The organism is Gordonia sp. N1V, from assembly GCF_029269935.1.
Lineage (GTDB): Bacteria > Actinomycetota > Actinomycetes > Mycobacteriales > Mycobacteriaceae > Gordonia > Gordonia polyisoprenivorans.
Genome location: NZ_JARJDD010000022.1, coordinates 1 through 15,513 on the forward strand (window position 1 = coordinate 1; position 15,513 = coordinate 15,513).

Sequence of the window (15,513 nt, forward strand, 5' to 3'; positions counted from 1 at the left end):
GACCACACCACAAAAAACGCCTCCCACACCCCTTGACACGTTATAGGAACGTCCCTGTTGCCACAGAACCTCATCCGGGACACCGCACCGAAATCTTCAGCACGACCTCTCGTACTCGACCTCGACGGCCTGCACGCCCCAGACCTCACCCGACCGCACATGCCCTGTTGGGGCCCAGCCGCGTTCGGCGTAGAAGTCCATGGCTCGCTCATTGCCCTTCAGCACGTGCAGCCGGGCGACCGGATAGCCCTGGCGGGCGATCTCCGCTTCCGCGCGATCCATCAGGGCCGACCCGATCCCCGACCGCCAGTGATCCGGATCGACGTAGAGCGCCATCACCGTGGCGTGCCCGTCGAGTTCACCGATGGTCACGAAACCGGTGACGCGGCCCGATGATTCGGCAACCCAGGTGTGCGGCCCGCGGTCGTCGTCAAAGGTGTAATGCTCGGCGCGGTCCTCTGGGCGCATCGCCCGCAGTTCAGCGTCGGGCAGCAACCCGTGGTAGCCACGCTGCCACGAACGCACGTGCACCCGCGCCACCGGAAGCGCGTCGGCGGCGGTGGCTCGCCGGATCAGCATCGACGGTTGTTCTCGTCGTCGGCCAGCTCTCGACGAAGCTGGTCCGCCATATCCGGTCGGAACCTCGACATCTGCATCGCTGCGATCGCCTGCGCTCCGACGGTCGTCACGCCGAGTTCCGACACCAGCCGCCGGATTGCGTCCTCCTCGGATTCCGCACGTTGCATGAGCGAGAGAACCTCTGCGGAACGATCGAGCGCTGTCACACAGGCACGCAACACCTCTGATCGCTCCTGCCGCCCGACCTCAGGATCCGGTCGTGCCCGGCGCCCGCGTGGCGAAGGCGCTTCGACGACCGGTCCATCCCACTCGAAGAGTTCGTTCGGGAGCGAGGCATGCTCGGTGAGCTCGACGACTTCCGACGATCCCGAACCGGCCGACATCGAAAGCCGCACGATCACCCCGGTCGACTCGTCGATGGAAATCTCGCCATTCTTTCTGGAGCGGTCCCCAACTACCACCACCCAGGCCTTACGGCCACCGACATCCACCGCTCGTGGCTCGTCGCGAACGACGACGTCACGACTCATACTGTGCAGCAATGAGTTCTGACCGAGTAACTGCAACGGGCTGACCCCGCGACCGAGTATCGGCAACCTGATGTCACCGTCCAGCAGAGTCATGTCGCCGTCGATGCGCACCAGCGATCTGTCACGACCGCTGAGATACACCGGCTCACCGCCGATCTCGATACGCCACCGATTGGTCGGCGCGTGCCAGAACCGATAGGACTCGTCGAGTTTGGCTCCGCGATCCGAGCCACGAGATCTGAGGAGTCCCGAGACCGTCACCGATCCGGACGCCGCATTGCGCCCGACCAGTTCGACCCACGAGACCCCCATCCCCGAGCTACCCCAGCGCCTGATCCAGATCCGCGAGCAGGTCGTCGATACCCTCGAGCCCCACCGAGAGCCGAACGACGGAGTCGCTCAAACCGATTGCGGCGCGCCCATCCGGACCCATGGCCCGATGTGTGGTGGTCGCCGGATGCGTGATCAGCGACTTGGAGTCACCGAGGTTGTTCGAGATGTCGATGACGCGCAGAGCGTTGAGGACCTCGAAGGCACGCTTCTTGCCGTCGACGCCGTCACGGTCGTTGAGTTCGAAGGTCACCACCGTGCCACCGCCGGACATCTGTGCGGTCGCCAGCTCGTACTGCGGGTGCGAGGTGAGGAAGGGGTATTTGGTCCACCGCACGCGCGGGTCGGCCTCCAGGAACTCCGCGATCCGCAACGCCGAGGCCACCGAGGCGTCGACGCGCAGCTTCAGCGTCTCGAGTCCCTTGACGAGGGTCCACGCGTTGAACGGCGAGAGCGCAGGTCCGGTGTGGCGCATCAGGGTCTGCACCGGCCCGTCGATGTACTCCTTGGTACCGAGCACAGCGCCGCCCATCACCCGGCCCTGGCCGTCGATGTGCTTGGTGCCGGAGTAGACGATGACATCGGCCCCCAGGTCCAGCCCCTGCTGCAGTAGCGGGGTGGCGAACACGTTGTCCAGCACCACCTTTGCTCCTGCAGCGTGCGCGAGCTCGGAGACCTTCGCAACGTCGACGAGGCTCTGCATCGGATTCGACGGGGTCTCGAAGAACACCGCATCGGCGGGCGTCGACAACGCCTGCTCCCACTGCTCGAGGTCTTCGCCGTCGACGAAGTCGGTGTGCACTCCCCACCGGGGCAAGATCTCGTTGGCGACGACGAAGCACGAACCGAACAGACTGCGGGCTGCGACCAATCGGTCGCCGGCTTTCAGCAGCGCACCCAACGACACGAAGACTGCGGCCATTCCGCTCGCGGTGGCGAAACATGCCTCGGCACCTTCGATCAGCCGCAGCCGCTCCTGGAACATCTCGACGGTCGGATTGCCGTACCGGGAGTAGACGAAGCGCTCGTCCTCACCCGTGAACGCACGCTCGGCGGCTTCGGCCGAGTCGTAGACATAACCGCTCGTCAGATACAGCGCCTCGGAAGTCTCGAAGAAACCCGACCGATCGAGCCCGCCGCGGACCGAGAGCGTCTCGGCCGAAACCCCCTCCGGCAGACCTCGGCTCACGACTGCCTCCACGGAAGGTCGAGGGCACGCCAACCCTTGGAACCACGGTGATCGAATTCGTCGAGCGGACCCTCGAAGCCGTCGACGACGTTGTACGCCTTGGCAACACCGTCCGCGGTGGCCGCCTCGGCGGCACCGATCGAGCGATGCCCGGAGCGGCAGAGGAAGATCACCTCGTCGTCATCGGCCACGCCGGCATCACGCAACTCGGCGACGAATCCCTCATTCGGAGTGCCGTGGGGAAAGGTATTCCACTCGATGAAAAGTGGTTTCTTACCAAGGATTTCGAGGTCAGGAACCCCGACGAAGGACCATTCGGCGCGGGTGCGACAGTCGACGAGTTTGGCCTTCGGGTTCTGCTCGAGCTTCTCCCACGCCTGCGTGGGACTCAGATCTCCGGCATACGTCATGGCTTGCACACCTTCCAGTTCCCGTCTTCCCGAATCGCGGCAACCTTGGTCGTCTGCGCCTGATCGGACTTCTTGTCGAAATGCCAATGTACCGTCGCGGTCGCCCGGTCACCGGACACCGCCACGTCGCTGATCGTCGGAATCACGATCCGCCCGTTGGTCTCCAGCGATTGCCGGTTCTGCGTCGCGAACTCCGGCTGCGTCGGAAATCCCGCCGAATTCAGGTCGGCGCTGCAGGTGTGCTCACGAAAGGCCGTGTAGTCGACGTTGTTGCGCGCGGTGTACAGATCGTTGATCGCGTACTGCACCTTCGCCGAGTCACTCGCCCGGTCCTCCGCCGGACGGAACACGTACGAGAGCGCGATCCCGCCGGCTGCGAGAACTACGACCACCAGGGCCACCCAGAACGGCCACGCGTTGCGCCACGACGGGGCGGCCGGCTCATCGGGGACGACGTCCGGCTCGGCCCGCTTGGCTGCGCGTTTTGCCATGTCGGCGAGTGTATCGACGCAATCGCGACACGAAGTGGGCGCCCTCGGCCGGCCGTGCCGCCGGTCACACGTGGTTAAGTGAGGCTATCCAAGGATGCACAATCCGACGAAGGAGACATCATGGCGCCCACCCGACCGGTCCGATTCGCCCGCCGACATCGTGGCCGACGCTCAGGTATCGCAATTGCCGGGCTGGCGTTCAGTGCGGTGGTGGCACTCGCGGGCTGCAGCGCTCCCGCCGACGATTCCGCGTCGTCGAGTGCGCCCGCGCCCGAGGCCGGAGCGCTGCCGGTCACCATCGACCACAACTACGGCTCGACCACCATCTCCACGCCGGTGACCCGCGTCGCCGCGATGGGGGTGGGCGACGGCGACACCCTGCTCGCGCTCGGCTTCCAGCCGGTCGCCATGGCCCCGTTCGGCACGCCGGCGAAGGTCCGGACCCCATGGACGGAGAAGTTGCTCGGTTCCAACGAGCCGGTGTCGCTGCCCGAGGCCTCGCAGCAGTTCGGCAACGAGATCGCCAAGGCGCTGTCCACGAATCCCGACCTGATCACCGCCGTCGGCGCCGCGCCCACCAAGGAGCAGTACGACAAACTCGCCGCCGCGGTCCCGACCATCACCCGGCCCACGAACTACCCGGATTGGCAGGTTCCGTGGGATGTGCAGGCCGCCGAGATCGGGCGCGCCGTCGGCCTCCCACACAAGGCCACCGAAACGATCAACGCGACCAAGAAACACGTCGCCGACCTGGCCGCCGCGCATCCGCAACTCGAGGGCAAGACCGCGGTCGCGGTGACCGCCTCGCCGGACGGCACCATCTCGATCTTCGGGCCCGGCGACGGCCGGGAGCAGATCCTGGAAAGCTACGGGCTGACCTTCCCGGAGGGCTTGAAGTCCGCGGTCACCAGTGGGTTCTATGGTTCGATCTCGGCAGAGAACATCGGCATGCTGAACCAGGCCGACGTCGTCGTCGTCCTCGACTGGCAGGGAGCCAACGACCAGCTCCGCAAGAACGCCAACTGGACCGGCCAGCCGTTCGTCACCGGCGGCCGCACCACCTACATCAACCAGGAGGTCGGAACCGCGATGGGCGTGCCGACAGTGCTGTCGATCCCCTGGATCGCCGACCAATCCATCGCACAGATCGCCGACGCGGCGGGCCACGCGAGCTGAGGTCGGCACCAACGCGGCTGCGGGCTGTGTGAGGTCACCCTAACCGCAGATTTTGGGTACGGGCTGCCAGGGCCTACCGTAGAAGGGATAAGCGTCGACGCACCGCCTCGTACCGCGGGCGTCTGATCTCCGTCGAGAACCGAGGTACTGACACTCCATGACCGATCAAGCTCGCCCGCTGCGCGTGGCCATCGTCGGCGCGGGTCCCGCCGGGATCTACGCCGCCGACGCCCTGATGAAGTCCGACACCGCCAAGGACCGCGGCGTGTCCATCGACCTCTACGAGCGCATGCCCGCGCCCTTCGGCCTCATCCGGTACGGCGTCGCACCCGACCACCCCCGCATCAAGGGCATCATCACCGCCCTGCACAAGGTCCTCGACAAGCCGCAGGTCCGCCTGCTCGGCAACATCGACTACGGCACCGACATCACCCTCGACGAACTCAAGTCGCACTACGACGCGGTGATCTTCTCCACCGGCGCCACCGACGACCGCACTCTCGAGATCCCCGGCGTCGACCTCGAACGCTCCTACGGCGCAGCGCAATTCGTCGCCTGGTACGACGGTCACCCCGACTTCCCGCGCGAATGGCCGCTCGAAGAGGAGAAGGTCGCCGTCATCGGCGTCGGCAACGTCGCGCTCGACGTGGCACGCGTGCTCGCCAAGACCGGCGACGAACTACTGCCGACCGAGATCCCCGACAACGTCTACCAGGGCCTCAAGAACAACAAGGCCCTCGAGGTCCACGTCTTCGGTCGTCGCGGACCCGCCCAGGCGAAGTTCACCCCGCTCGAGCTCAAGGAGCTCGACCACTCGCCGAACATCGAGGTCGTCGTGAACCCCGAGGACATCGACTACGACGAGGGCTCCGCCGTCGCGCGCCGCGGGTCGAAGATCACCGACCAGGTCGCCACGATCATCGAGAACTACGCGATCCGCGACCCCAAGCAGGGCGCCATCCACAAACTGTTCCTGCACTTCTTCGAGAGCCCCACCGAGATCCTCGGTGAGGACGGCAAGGTCGTCGGTCTGCGCACCGAACGCACCCAGCTCGACGGCACCGGCAACGTCAAGCCGACCGGCAAGTTCACCGATTGGGACGTCACCGCGGTCTACCGGGCCGTCGGCTACCTCTCGGACAACCTGCCGCAGATCCCGTTCGACAGCCAGGCCGGCGTCATCCCGAACGAGGCCGGACGAATCTTCGACGAAGGCGCCCACCTGACCGGGCTCTACACCACCGGGTGGGTCAAGCGCGGACCCGTCGGGCTCATCGGCCACACCAAGGGCGACGCCAACGAGACCGTCGACTGCATCATCGAGGACATGACCAACGGCGCGCTGCTCGAGCCCGCCCATCCCGCCGAGGACGCCGTCATCGAGTTGCTCGAGTCCAAGGGCATCCCGTTCACCACCTGGGACGGCTGGTACCGACTCGACGAGCACGAGCGTTCTCTGGGCGCCGAACAGGGCCGCGAGCGCGTCAAGGTCGTCGAACGTGAGGACATGCTCGCCGCCTCGGAGCCGCACAAGGTTCAAAAGGCCTGACTCCGTCAGGGGTTCAAAAGGCCTGACTCCGTCAGGGGTTCAAAAGGCCTGACACTCACTCCAGAGACACGGCTGACGAAAGTGGGGGAAGAATCTTCTTCCCCCACTTTTCCGTTCGTCCCCAAGCAATTTCCGGGGGACGAACGAAAAGCCTTGGGAAGAAGCCACACACACAGCGAGGGGCGAGACGGAGATCCGCCTCGCCCCTCGCTGACTGTGAGAGTGGTTGTCGTTCAGCCCTGCTGAATCGTCGGTGCCAGGTTCTGCGGGCCCGGCGAGTTCTGCGGTGCCGGGATCTGACGCACGTTGGCCCAGAAGCCGAAGTTGTTGGCGAGGTTCTCCACCTGCGCGCCGATGGTGTAGCCGGAGATCGACGACGGCCAGCAACCGGCCCACTTGGTCTCGACGTAGCGGTAGAACTGCCCGGGCTTGAGCAGACCGGCGGGCTGGCCGGCAATCCGCACCTGCTTGGTGGCCCCGCCGATCTCGGTGACGTTGACGTTGGTCATGTTGGAGCCGCCGACGTTCTTCACGCCCATCCACCGCGTCATCTGCCAGAGCGGTCCGGAATCCCAGTTCGGGCCCCACCGCTTGAACTCGCAGCTCACGCCGCCCAGCATGGCCAGATCGCCCGGCCCTGCGGCCTGCGCCTCACCCGCTGCGGCCAAGGTGCCCCCGGCGATACCGGCGGCAACCGCCGTCGCCGCGACGGCTCGCTTCATCGTCTTCTTCATGTCGACTCCTTCTTCGTCGAGCGGGCCCCGAAACCGTGGACGACCCCGAGGCTGCGAACTCCTACGACGCCCCCGCGCCGAAATGCGTACGTCTCCTTGTATCGCACTCTCACAGGTAACCGTTACGTAGGTCTCAGAATCGTTGCCGCACGGCAGCCGGATCGTCATCGAATCCGACAACCCGGGCTGAGGTAAGGTTGCCCTTCGTGCGACGCCTCACCGGACTACTGCTGATCCTCGCGGTACTCGTGGTCGCCATCATCGGGTCGGTGTTGATCGGCACGAGAGAGATGCCGCTGGCCGCCACCTGGGATTCCTTCACCGCAGGCTGCTCGCAGATCTGGCAGGCCCTGATCCACCTGCACATGCCGCGGGTCGACAAGTCGTCCGACACCGCGGGCATCGTCTGGGACCTGCGTGTGCCGCGTACCGTGCTCGGTCTCATCGTGGGTCTGGCCATCGGCGCGGCCGGCGCGATCACCCAGGGCCACACCCGCAACCCCATCGCCGACCCCGGGTTGCTCGGCGTCAATGCCGGCGCAGCCTGCGCGGTCGTCGGCGGTGTCTACCTGTTCGGCATCTCCTCGCCGCTGGCCTACATGGCATTCGGGCTCGGCGGAGCGATCATCGCCTCGGCCCTCGTCTTCGGGATCGCGGCACTGACCGGGACGGGTCCGATCACCCTCGTGCTGGCGGGCACCGGCCTGTCGGCGATGCTCGTGGCGATCACCTCGGCGATCGTGCTCAGCGACACCGCGTCGCTCGACGCGTGGCGTTTCTGGAGCGTCGGTTCGACGGCCGGCCGCAGCATCGACATCTTCTGGGCCGCATTGCCGTTCATCGGGGTCGGTCTCGTGCTGGCGCTGGCGTCGGGGTTCTTCCTCAACATCCTGAGCCTCGGCGACGACATGACCAAGGCGCTCGGCAGCCGCGTGTTGGTGATCCGCGGCGTCGGCATCCTCGGGATCACCCTGCTGATCGGGGCGGCGACCGCCGCCTGCGGACCCATCGTCTTCCTCGGTCTGGTGGTGCCGCACATCGCGCGCGCGATCACCGGCGCCGACTATCGCTGGATCATCCCGTACTCCGCGCTCATCGGCGCCGCGCTGTTGTTGGTGTGCGACATCATCGGTCGCGTCGTCGCCCGGCCCGGCGAGATCCAGGTCGGCGTCGTGTTGGCCTTCGTCGGGGCGCCGTTCCTGATCGCCATGGTCCGCCGGACAAAGTTGACGAGCGTATGAGTACCGACGCCGCCGCCGCGACGGCCGGCGACCACCGCCCGGGTCGCGACTCGCGCCGCATCGTGCGCGTCGGGCCGACGTCGTGGGTGTGGCGTCCGCGCATGGTGATCGCGGTGACCACCTCACTGCTGATCGCCTTCGTCCTGTTCCTGATGAGCGTCACCATCAGCGACTACCCGGTGACACCGATCGACGTGATGCGCATCCTGCTCGGTGGCGGTACCCGCATCGAGAACGTCGTCATCCTCGACGACGCCGTGCCGCGCGCGTTGGTGTCGGCGCTGGTCGGCTTCGCGCTCGGCATGTCGGGATCGTTGACGCAGTTGATCGCCCAAAACCCGTTGGCGACCCCCGACATGCTCGGCATCACCGCCGGGGCCAGCGTCGCAGCCGTCTCGGCGATCGCCTTCGGAACCGGGTGGGGCGCCGGACTCGCCCAGCTCGGCGTGCCCGCGTCGGCCCTCATCGGCGGACTGGCCACCGCCGTGGTGATGTATCTGCTCGCCTGGCCCGGACGGAAAGCCAACCACGCCATCAATCCGCTGCGCCTGGTGCTCATCGGCGTCGGCATCACCTGGGTGCTGCAGGCCGCCACCTCCTATCTGCTCACCCGCGCCGAGATCCGCGATGTCGGCCGTGCCCAGACGTGGCTGGTGGGGTCGGTGGCCAACACCTCGTGGTCGAGTGTGTGGCCGGTCGCGATCGCCGTGGTGCTGGCCGTCGTCGCCGTCGGGGTGCTCGCCCGCCAGATCGACGCGATGAGCCTCGGCACCGATCTGGCGCGCTCGCTCGGCGTGCGAACGATGGCCGTCTCGAGCGCGATCCTGCTGATCGCGGTGATCGTTGCGGCCCTGGCGGTCTCGGCCGCCGGGCCGATCGCCTTCGTCGCACTGCTCGCCCCGCAGATCGCCATGCGCCTGACCGGCAGTGCCATCCCCACCCCGGTCGCTTCCGGGGCGATCGGCGCGATTCTCGTGGCCGGCGGCGACATCCTGTGCCGCACGGTACTGCCGTCGGGTCTGCCGGTGGGCATCGTCACCGCGGCGCTCGGCGGCCCCTTCCTGATCTATCTCATGGTCTCGATCTCCCGAAAGGCCACCGTATGAGCCGACTTTCCGCACGCGACCTCGTCGTCGGCTACGACGACCGCATCGTCATCGACGGTCTTGACGTCGACATCCCCGACGCGGCGATCACCACGATCATCGGCCCCAACGGCTGCGGCAAATCGACGCTGCTGCGGTGTCTGGCGCGGCTGCTGCCGGCCCGCTCGGGCGTCGTACGCCTCGACGGCACCGACATCACCCGGATCAAGCCGAAGACCGTCGCCCGCACGCTGGGCATCCTGCCGCAGAATCCCGTTGCGCCCGAAGGACTCACCGTCGAGGATCTGGTCAGCCGAGGCCGCCACCCCTACCAGAAGTGGTATCAGCAGGCCTCCGCCGAGGACGAGGCCGCCGTCTCTCTGGCCTTGGAACTGACCTCGACGACCGACCTCGCCGACCGCACCCTCGACGCGCTCTCCGGCGGTCAGCGCCAACGGGTCTGGATCGCGCTCGCGCTGGCGCAGGGCACCGACCTGTTGCTGCTCGACGAGCCGACCACCTACCTCGACCTCGCGCATTCCCTCGAGGTCCTCGACCTCGTGCACTCCCTCAAGACCGAGCACGGCAAGACCGTCGTCATGGTGCTACACGACCTGAATCTCGCTGTGCGCTACAGCGATTCGCTGTTCGTTATGAATGACGGCCAACTGGTCCGGCATGGTGCACCCGACGAGGTGATCACCACCGAACTCCTCGACGACGCCTTCGGCCTGCGCGCGCAGGTGGTCACCGACCCGGTCTTCGGTGGCCCGATGATCGTGCCGATCGGCGCGCACAGTGCACGTGAGATGACCAGTGCACGCGGGGTACTCAGCGAGCCCTAGGCCGTTCGGTCACAGGGCGGCTACCCTGTGTGCTCACAGGGCGATCGCCCCGGCCAGCCATGTCCCCGACGCGAGCAACGCGCCGAACAACTCGATACCGATCGTCACCGCCGCCGCCTTGGTCGCCGCCACCGTACCGCGCCACGCAGCGCCGGCCGTGCGGGTTCGCACCAGCTCGGAAACCAGTGCACCGGCGATGAAACCGAGGAACAACCCGACGACGGGCACCACGAAGAACCCGACGATCCCCACCACCCCGCCGACCACGATGGTGCGGTTGGGGATCTCGTGACGACGCAGAACACGGCCGGCGACAACATATTTGACGATCTCACCGACACCGATCAGCACCGCGGCGAGCGCGAACACCGCCCAGGCCCAGCCGCCGACGACGATCGCCCACACCAGGATCGACACCGCGACCAGCAGGGTGCCGGGCAGCACCGGGACGACGATCCCCAACAGCCCCACGGCAATACAGACACCAACGATGACCTCGCCGTACAGGGGCATGAATCGGCCGCTCTACTCGACCTTGGCCGGAGAATCCGACCCGGCCGCCTCCGGACGCGGCGCCCCTGGCCCCGCCGGAGGGCGCAGTCCCGGGCCCGGCGCTCCCGCGGGTGCGGGCCCACGCGGTCCCGGTGGCGGACCACCCTGAGGCCCGCCCGGACGCGGACCACCCGGTGGTGGTGCGACCGGGGGCGGTCCCATCGGCGGCCGGCCCTGGGGGCGTCCCGGCCCGCCGGGAGGCATCTGTCCCGGCTGCGGGCGCGGCGGCACCCCCGGGGGCGGCCCACCCTGCGGTCCACCTTGCGGTGGTCCCACCGGCCCCCGTGGCGGAGGTCCGGCCGGGCGTGCGGGCGCCGGGGGCGGTACCGGTGCGGGAGCACCGCGACGCGCCTCACGCCCGGGCACCGGGGTGACGATCGAAGCGGCCTGCACCGCACGCTCGCGGGCCGTCGTGACGTCGTCGGCGGTCGCGGTGACCACCCCGACGCGACGTCGATGGAAGCTCTCGGGTTTGCCGAACAGCCGAATGTCGGTCTCCGGCACGGCAAGTGCTCGTGCGACGTTCTCGAAGCCGATCGCCTTCTCGTCGAGCTGACCGTAGATCACCGCCGACGCCCCCGGCGAGGCCAGCGTCACGTCGACCGGCAGCCCGAGGATGGCGCGTGCGTGCATCTCGAATTCGCTGAGTCGCTGGGTGGCCAGGGTGACCAGACCGGTGTCGTGCGGGCGCGGACTGACCTCGGAGAAATAGACGTCGTCGCCCTTGACGAATAGTTCGACGCCGAAAATGCCACGGCCACCGATCTTTCCGTCGCCGAGCGCGGTGGCGATCCGTGCGGCTATCGAGGTTGCGGCACCCAGCGCATCGGTGGTCATCTCGTGCGGTTGCCAGCTCTCGACGTAGTCGCCGTTGACCTGCTTGTGCCCGATCGGCGCGCAGAAGTGGGAGGTCAGTCGTCCGGTTGCCGGGTCGATGGCACGCACGGTGAGCAGTGTGATCTCGAAGTCGAAATCGACCCAACCCTCGACGATCACGCGTTCACCGGCGACGCGCCCACCCGTGGTCGCGCGCTGCCAGGCGGATTCGATGTCGGCGGCGCTCTTGAGAACGGTCTGCCCCTTACCCGACGACGACATGACCGGCTTCACCACACACGGGTAGCCGATCTGCTTGACCGCCACGGTCATCTCGTCGAGCGACCCGGCGAACAGGTACGGCGACGTCGGCAACCCGAGGTCCTCGTCGGCCAGTCGACGGATGCCCTCGCGGTTCATCGTTGCGATCACCGCCGACGCGGTCGGGATGACCTCGGCCAGCCCCTTCTTCTCGACTGTTCCGAGCGCCTCGGTCGCGATGGCCTCGATCTCGGGCACCACATAATGCGGGCGATACCTCTCCACCAGCGCGAGCACCGCGTCGCCGTCGGTCATGTCGATGACCTCGGCGTGATGGGCCACCTGGTGACCGGGAGCGTTTTCGTAGCGATCCACCGCGACCACCTCGACGCCGAGTCGCTGGAAGGCGATCACGAGTTCTTTGCCGAGTTCGCCGGCACCGAGCACCATCACCCGGGTCGCGGTCGGCGACAACGGTGTCCCGAGGATGTCGGGCGGGCCGACCGGTACGGACGCGGGCCGACGAACCGCCTGCACCTGCGTGGGCGCCTGGGCGACCGCGTCCGGCTTCTGCAATCCGACGGCGGGCTCACCCACCGGCTCGCCCCCCGGCACCGGCACCGCGACCACCGGCGCCTGCACGGACGACGACGGCGCAGATGACGACGGCGCGGACGACGACGGCAACTCCTGCGGGGACGGCGCGTCGGGACGCGAAGGCTCCTCAGAGGCGGCGCTGCTCTCGGTGTTCGAGGTCATTCTGTGGATTCTACGTGGCACCCGATCGGTGGGTCATCCACACCGCGCACGGTCGGCACCACTCGATACACGGCTGTGACCTGCGCGGACACCGGCCGACGATAGGTTCAGCCGACCACCTGATGGATGTAGCACCACCGCCAGAGTTCACCGGGTTCCGCCGAACGCATGACAGGATGCCCCGACGAGTGGAAGTGCGCGGTCGCGTGTCGGCGCGGCGAGGAGTCACAACACGCCACGTGCCCGCACTCCAGACACTTGCGCAGATGCGACCAGTGGTTCTCCCCGATGGCCATGCAGTCCTCGCACTCGTCGGTGTGTCCGGCAGCTGCGGCCGGATCGGTCGCGGGGTCGAGACCGATCTCGGCGAGTTCGGGACACCGCCCCGACGGGGTCGACGGCTGCGCCTTGGTCTCGGTGGTGCGGGAACGACGTCCTAACAGTGCCATGTGCCCATTATCGTCGCCCGGTAGGTTCAGGCGGGTGAGTGCATCACTCCTGCTGGTGGCCGCGGTATCGCTCGCGATCGCCGCCCTGTGCCGTCACTTCGGTTTGTCGGCCCCTCTGGTGTTGGTGGCGGTCGGCCTCGGGATCTGTTGGATCCCCGGGCTCCCCGACGTCGGACTCGACCCCGAGTTCGTGCTGTTCGTCATCCTGCCGCCGCTGCTGTACTCGGCCGCGCAGGACAGCTCGTATCAGGAGATCCGGGCCAACCGACGCGCCATCGGGCTGCTCGCGGTCGGGTTGCCACTGTTCTCGACGATCCTGGTGGGACTCGTTGCATGGGCTCGCATCCCCCATGTCCCGCTTGCTGCGGCGCTGGTTCTGGGTGCGGTCGTCGCTCCGCCGGACGCGGTGTCCGCGCAGGCGATCGGACGCCGCGTCGGATTGCCCCGTCGCATCATGACGCTGCTGGGCGGGGAGAGCCTGCTCAACGATGCAACCGCCCTCACCGCCCTTCGGGTCGCCCTGGCCGCGGCCATCGGCGCCACCACGACGGTGGTCAACGGCGTCTCCATGTTCCTGCTCGCCGCGGTGGGCGGTGTCGCGGTGGGGCTGGCGATCGGCTACCTGACCGCCCGCGTCCGCGACTGGCTGACCGACCCGACGATGGAAACGGCGATCGGGATCATGGTGCCCTTCGGCACCTACTTCATCGCCGAGGAACTGCATTCCTCCGGGGTGATCGCGGTGGTCACGGCCGGCCTGTTCCTCGGACAACGCTCCGTCCGACTCGGCTACGCCACCCGCATGCAGGACGACGCCGTGCGCCGATCCATCGACGCCATCCTCGAGGCGTTCGTCTTCCTGCTCATCGGTTTGCAACTGCCCGAACTGATCCGCGGGCTCTCCGGCCAGTCGTGGACACAGATCACCATCGACGCGGCCATCGTCCTCGCCGTCGTCATCGCGGTCCGCTTCCTCTGGGTGTTTCCGGCCACGTATCTGCCGCGGGTGTTCTCCCGGAAGGTTCGCGACGCCGAACCGTCACCCACTCCGAGCGCGGTGTTCGTCGTCGGATGGGCCGGGATGCGCGGCGTGGTCTCGCTCGCCGCGGCGTTCTCGATCCCGCTGTACACCGACTCCGGTGAACCGTTCCCGGCGCGCGCGGAAATCCTGTTCCTGACCTTCGTGGTGGTGGTCGGCACCCTGCTGATCCAGGGCACCACCCTGCCGTGGGTGATCCGGCGTCTCGGGGTGACCGGTGACGATCCGACCGAGGAGTTGCTCGCCTACGCCGGCGCGCAGGATCGCGCGACCCGTGAGGCCGAGAATCTGCTCGACCGCATCGAAGCCGAGATGGCACCCGATGACGTCCGTCGACATCAGATCGGGTTCTTGCGCAAATGGGTCACCACACAACGCAATACGGCGTGGGAGGACCTCGGCCGGGGTCCCGAGGCGATCGGTGAGAGTCCGAACGCCGCAGGTAATCGCATCCGACTGAAGCTGGTGCGGGTGCAGCGCAAGGTGTTCATCGAGGAGCGCGACGCCGGCCGGATCGACGACGAGGTGTTGCGCAAGGCATTGCGCCGGCTCGACTTCGCCGAGGGCCTGACCGACCGCGACGACACCTGACGAGCCCCGCGCCGTCTGACCGGTTGGTCCGCTTCATCGGCATCATCGCGATAATCCCAAGTGGGACAACTGGTTCAAACGGGACGCCTGTGACTGAAGTTGTGCCGAACCGTGATGCGACCACAACCGAATCACGGGCCGACCGGCAGTAGGTTGCCGATATGAGACGCCGGATGGCCGCGGGGGCGGCAGTACTCACATGTGCCAGCGCAGCCTGGTTGGGCCTCGCAGCGCCGGCCCACGCCTGGACCACCGGCACCGCCCATGCCGGATCCGGGACGATGAGCGGCAACACGGTCACACTCTTAGGCGTCAACAACTCACCACTGGCCGGCGGTCAGGGGCAGTGCAGCGCCTTCGTATATCCGATCTCGGCCCTCGGAGCACTCGAACAAGCCGCCCAGGTCGGCACGCAACGGGCAGCGGCACGCGTGCAAAACCAAGGGCCGCAGGTCGATTCACTCAACAACCAGTACGACCAGGACATGTCGGGGGTGGGCACCCCGCTGGCCGTCGCCGACACGGTCGCCGTCGGCGCGACCCCCACCACCCTGCTCACCTACCAGGGCACTGCCGCCCAGTACGCCGGATACGTCGTGTGCAGCTCCACCGCCGGACAATCCAGCGATGAGGACTACACGGCCTTCCCGGTCTCCGCCTCGGCGCCCGCCACACCCTCTCCCACCGCGCCCTCTCCCACCGCCCCGACACCGTCGACCCCGGGCCACACCGACACCGACGGCGTACTGAACTCGGCGAGCAGCTGGATGAAGTGGCTGTGGGCGTGCACCCAGTCGAGCGCCGCGACCTGTGGTAACGCCCCTGCGCTGCCGGGCCTGGCGCACTGAGCACACGGGCGCACCTGAGCATTCGGGCACGCCGGCAGC

Annotated in this window: 16 protein-coding genes; 7 read left to right on the forward strand and 9 right to left on the reverse strand. The window is 67.5% G+C overall.

The annotated features are described in order from the left end of the window. Window positions 1-96 precede the first annotated feature (96 nt). Genes P3L18_RS22480 through P3L18_RS22500 form a run of 5 tightly spaced genes read right to left on the reverse strand, consistent with a single transcriptional unit; the run spans window position 97 to window position 3,529 of the window. Entirely contained in the window at window positions 97-579 is a 483-nt protein-coding gene (locus P3L18_RS22480; protein WP_276115275.1) for a GNAT family N-acetyltransferase, read from the reverse strand. Next, complete coding sequence (locus tag P3L18_RS22485; protein ID WP_276115276.1) at window positions 573-1,421, reverse strand: hypothetical protein; 849 nt, start codon at window positions 1,419-1,421, stop codon at window positions 573-575. The genes P3L18_RS22480 and P3L18_RS22485 overlap by 7 nt, the downstream gene beginning before the upstream one ends. Window positions 1,422-1,428: 7 nt before the next feature. Beyond that, window positions 1,429-2,628: an O-succinylhomoserine sulfhydrylase gene (locus P3L18_RS22490; RefSeq protein WP_276115277.1), complete on the reverse strand. Its 1,200-nt coding sequence runs from the start codon at window positions 2,626-2,628 to the stop codon at window positions 1,429-1,431. Next, window positions 2,625-3,038, reverse strand: a complete 414-nt coding sequence (locus tag P3L18_RS22495; protein WP_276115278.1) for a rhodanese-like domain-containing protein — start codon at window positions 3,036-3,038, stop codon at window positions 2,625-2,627. The genes P3L18_RS22490 and P3L18_RS22495 overlap by 4 nt, the downstream gene beginning before the upstream one ends. Further along, window positions 3,035-3,529 (reverse strand): hypothetical protein, encoded by a 495-nt coding sequence (locus P3L18_RS22500; RefSeq protein ID WP_079930859.1) that lies wholly within the window; start codon window positions 3,527-3,529, stop codon window positions 3,035-3,037. The genes P3L18_RS22495 and P3L18_RS22500 overlap by 4 nt, the downstream gene beginning before the upstream one ends. A gap of 120 nt (window positions 3,530-3,649) precedes the next feature. Here P3L18_RS22500 and P3L18_RS22505 point away from each other — a divergent pair, with 120 nt between their 5' ends. Next, window positions 3,650-4,705 carry an ABC transporter substrate-binding protein gene (locus tag P3L18_RS22505; RefSeq protein WP_276115279.1) on the forward strand — a complete coding sequence of 352 codons (1,056 nt, stop codon included), beginning with the start codon at window positions 3,650-3,652 and terminating at the stop codon, window positions 4,703-4,705. A gap of 157 nt (window positions 4,706-4,862) precedes the next feature. Beyond that, window positions 4,863-6,254: an FAD-dependent oxidoreductase gene (locus tag P3L18_RS22510; RefSeq protein ID WP_276115280.1), complete on the forward strand. Its 1,392-nt coding sequence runs from the start codon at window positions 4,863-4,865 to the stop codon at window positions 6,252-6,254. Between the two features lie 233 nt (window positions 6,255-6,487). Here P3L18_RS22510 and P3L18_RS22515 read toward each other — a convergent pair whose 3' ends face one another. Beyond that, on the reverse strand, window positions 6,488-6,988 hold the full coding sequence (locus P3L18_RS22515) for a hypothetical protein (protein ID WP_079930862.1): 501 nt from the start codon (window positions 6,986-6,988) through the stop codon (window positions 6,488-6,490). Window positions 6,989-7,194: 206 nt separating this feature from the next. Between P3L18_RS22515 and P3L18_RS22520 the strand changes: the two genes are divergently transcribed. The 3 genes from P3L18_RS22520 to P3L18_RS22530 are packed head-to-tail and all read left to right on the forward strand — an operon-like array spanning window position 7,195 to window position 10,159. Beyond that, complete coding sequence (locus P3L18_RS22520) at window positions 7,195-8,229, forward strand: iron chelate uptake ABC transporter family permease subunit (protein ID WP_276115281.1); 1,035 nt, start codon at window positions 7,195-7,197, stop codon at window positions 8,227-8,229. After that, window positions 8,226-9,335: an iron ABC transporter permease gene (locus P3L18_RS22525; RefSeq protein ID WP_276115282.1), complete on the forward strand. Its 1,110-nt coding sequence runs from the start codon at window positions 8,226-8,228 to the stop codon at window positions 9,333-9,335. Before P3L18_RS22520 ends, P3L18_RS22525 begins: the two co-directional genes overlap by 4 nt. Continuing rightward, window positions 9,332-10,159, forward strand: a complete 828-nt coding sequence (locus P3L18_RS22530; protein ID WP_079930865.1) for an ABC transporter ATP-binding protein — start codon at window positions 9,332-9,334, stop codon at window positions 10,157-10,159. The genes P3L18_RS22525 and P3L18_RS22530 overlap by 4 nt, the downstream gene beginning before the upstream one ends. Window positions 10,160-10,192: 33 nt before the next feature. Here the strand turns inward: P3L18_RS22530 and P3L18_RS22535 are convergent, their stop codons facing one another. From P3L18_RS22535 to P3L18_RS22545, 3 genes are all read right to left on the reverse strand, one after another. Beyond that, the gene (locus P3L18_RS22535; RefSeq protein WP_020169969.1) at window positions 10,193-10,672 is read right to left on the reverse strand and encodes a DUF456 domain-containing protein; all 480 of its coding nucleotides are present in this window, start codon (window positions 10,670-10,672) and stop codon (window positions 10,193-10,195) included. Between the two features lie 12 nt (window positions 10,673-10,684). Next, window positions 10,685-12,547 carry a formate-dependent phosphoribosylglycinamide formyltransferase gene (gene purT / locus P3L18_RS22540; protein ID WP_276115283.1) on the reverse strand — a complete coding sequence of 621 codons (1,863 nt, stop codon included), beginning with the start codon at window positions 12,545-12,547 and terminating at the stop codon, window positions 10,685-10,687. Window positions 12,548-12,654: 107 nt separating this feature from the next. Continuing rightward, window positions 12,655-12,996 carry a UBP-type zinc finger domain-containing protein gene (locus P3L18_RS22545; protein WP_006371899.1) on the reverse strand — a complete coding sequence of 114 codons (342 nt, stop codon included), beginning with the start codon at window positions 12,994-12,996 and terminating at the stop codon, window positions 12,655-12,657. A gap of 34 nt (window positions 12,997-13,030) precedes the next feature. Here P3L18_RS22545 and P3L18_RS22550 point away from each other — a divergent pair, with 34 nt between their 5' ends. Then, window positions 13,031-14,626 carry a Na+/H+ antiporter gene (locus P3L18_RS22550; protein ID WP_020169966.1) on the forward strand — a complete coding sequence of 532 codons (1,596 nt, stop codon included), beginning with the start codon at window positions 13,031-13,033 and terminating at the stop codon, window positions 14,624-14,626. 161 nt (window positions 14,627-14,787) lie between these two features. Continuing rightward, a complete protein-coding gene (locus P3L18_RS22555; RefSeq protein WP_276115284.1) occupies window positions 14,788-15,474 on the forward strand; it encodes a hypothetical protein in 687 nt (228 codons plus the stop codon). Window positions 15,475-15,513: the final 39 nt, after the last annotated feature.

Excerpts from the sequence above, each read along its gene's own strand:
- P3L18_RS22500 (WP_079930859.1), bottom strand. The coding sequence starts at position 3,529 with ATGGCAAAACGCGCAGCCAAGCGGGCCGAGCCGGACGTCGTCCCCGAT.
- P3L18_RS22525 (WP_276115282.1), top strand. The coding sequence starts at position 8,226 with ATGAGTACCGACGCCGCCGCCGCGACGGCCGGCGACCACCGCCCGGGT.
- purT (WP_276115283.1), bottom strand. The coding sequence starts at position 12,547 with ATGACCTCGAACACCGAGAGCAGCGCCGCCTCTGAGGAGCCTTCGCGT.
- P3L18_RS22545 (WP_006371899.1), bottom strand. The coding sequence starts at position 12,996 with ATGGCACTGTTAGGACGTCGTTCCCGCACCACCGAGACCAAGGCGCAG.
- P3L18_RS22495 (WP_276115278.1), bottom strand. The coding sequence starts at position 3,038 with ATGACGTATGCCGGAGATCTGAGTCCCACGCAGGCGTGGGAGAAGCTC.
- P3L18_RS22530 (WP_079930865.1), top strand. The coding sequence starts at position 9,332 with ATGAGCCGACTTTCCGCACGCGACCTCGTCGTCGGCTACGACGACCGC.
- P3L18_RS22505 (WP_276115279.1), top strand. The coding sequence starts at position 3,650 with ATGGCGCCCACCCGACCGGTCCGATTCGCCCGCCGACATCGTGGCCGA.
- P3L18_RS22555 (WP_276115284.1), top strand. The coding sequence starts at position 14,788 with ATGAGACGCCGGATGGCCGCGGGGGCGGCAGTACTCACATGTGCCAGC.
- P3L18_RS22515 (WP_079930862.1), bottom strand. The coding sequence starts at position 6,988 with ATGAAGAAGACGATGAAGCGAGCCGTCGCGGCGACGGCGGTTGCCGCC.
- P3L18_RS22485 (WP_276115276.1), bottom strand. The coding sequence starts at position 1,421 with ATGGGGGTCTCGTGGGTCGAACTGGTCGGGCGCAATGCGGCGTCCGGA.
- P3L18_RS22510 (WP_276115280.1), top strand. The coding sequence starts at position 4,863 with ATGACCGATCAAGCTCGCCCGCTGCGCGTGGCCATCGTCGGCGCGGGT.
- P3L18_RS22535 (WP_020169969.1), bottom strand. The coding sequence starts at position 10,672 with ATGCCCCTGTACGGCGAGGTCATCGTTGGTGTCTGTATTGCCGTGGGG.
- P3L18_RS22480 (WP_276115275.1), bottom strand. The coding sequence starts at position 579 with ATGCTGATCCGGCGAGCCACCGCCGCCGACGCGCTTCCGGTGGCGCGG.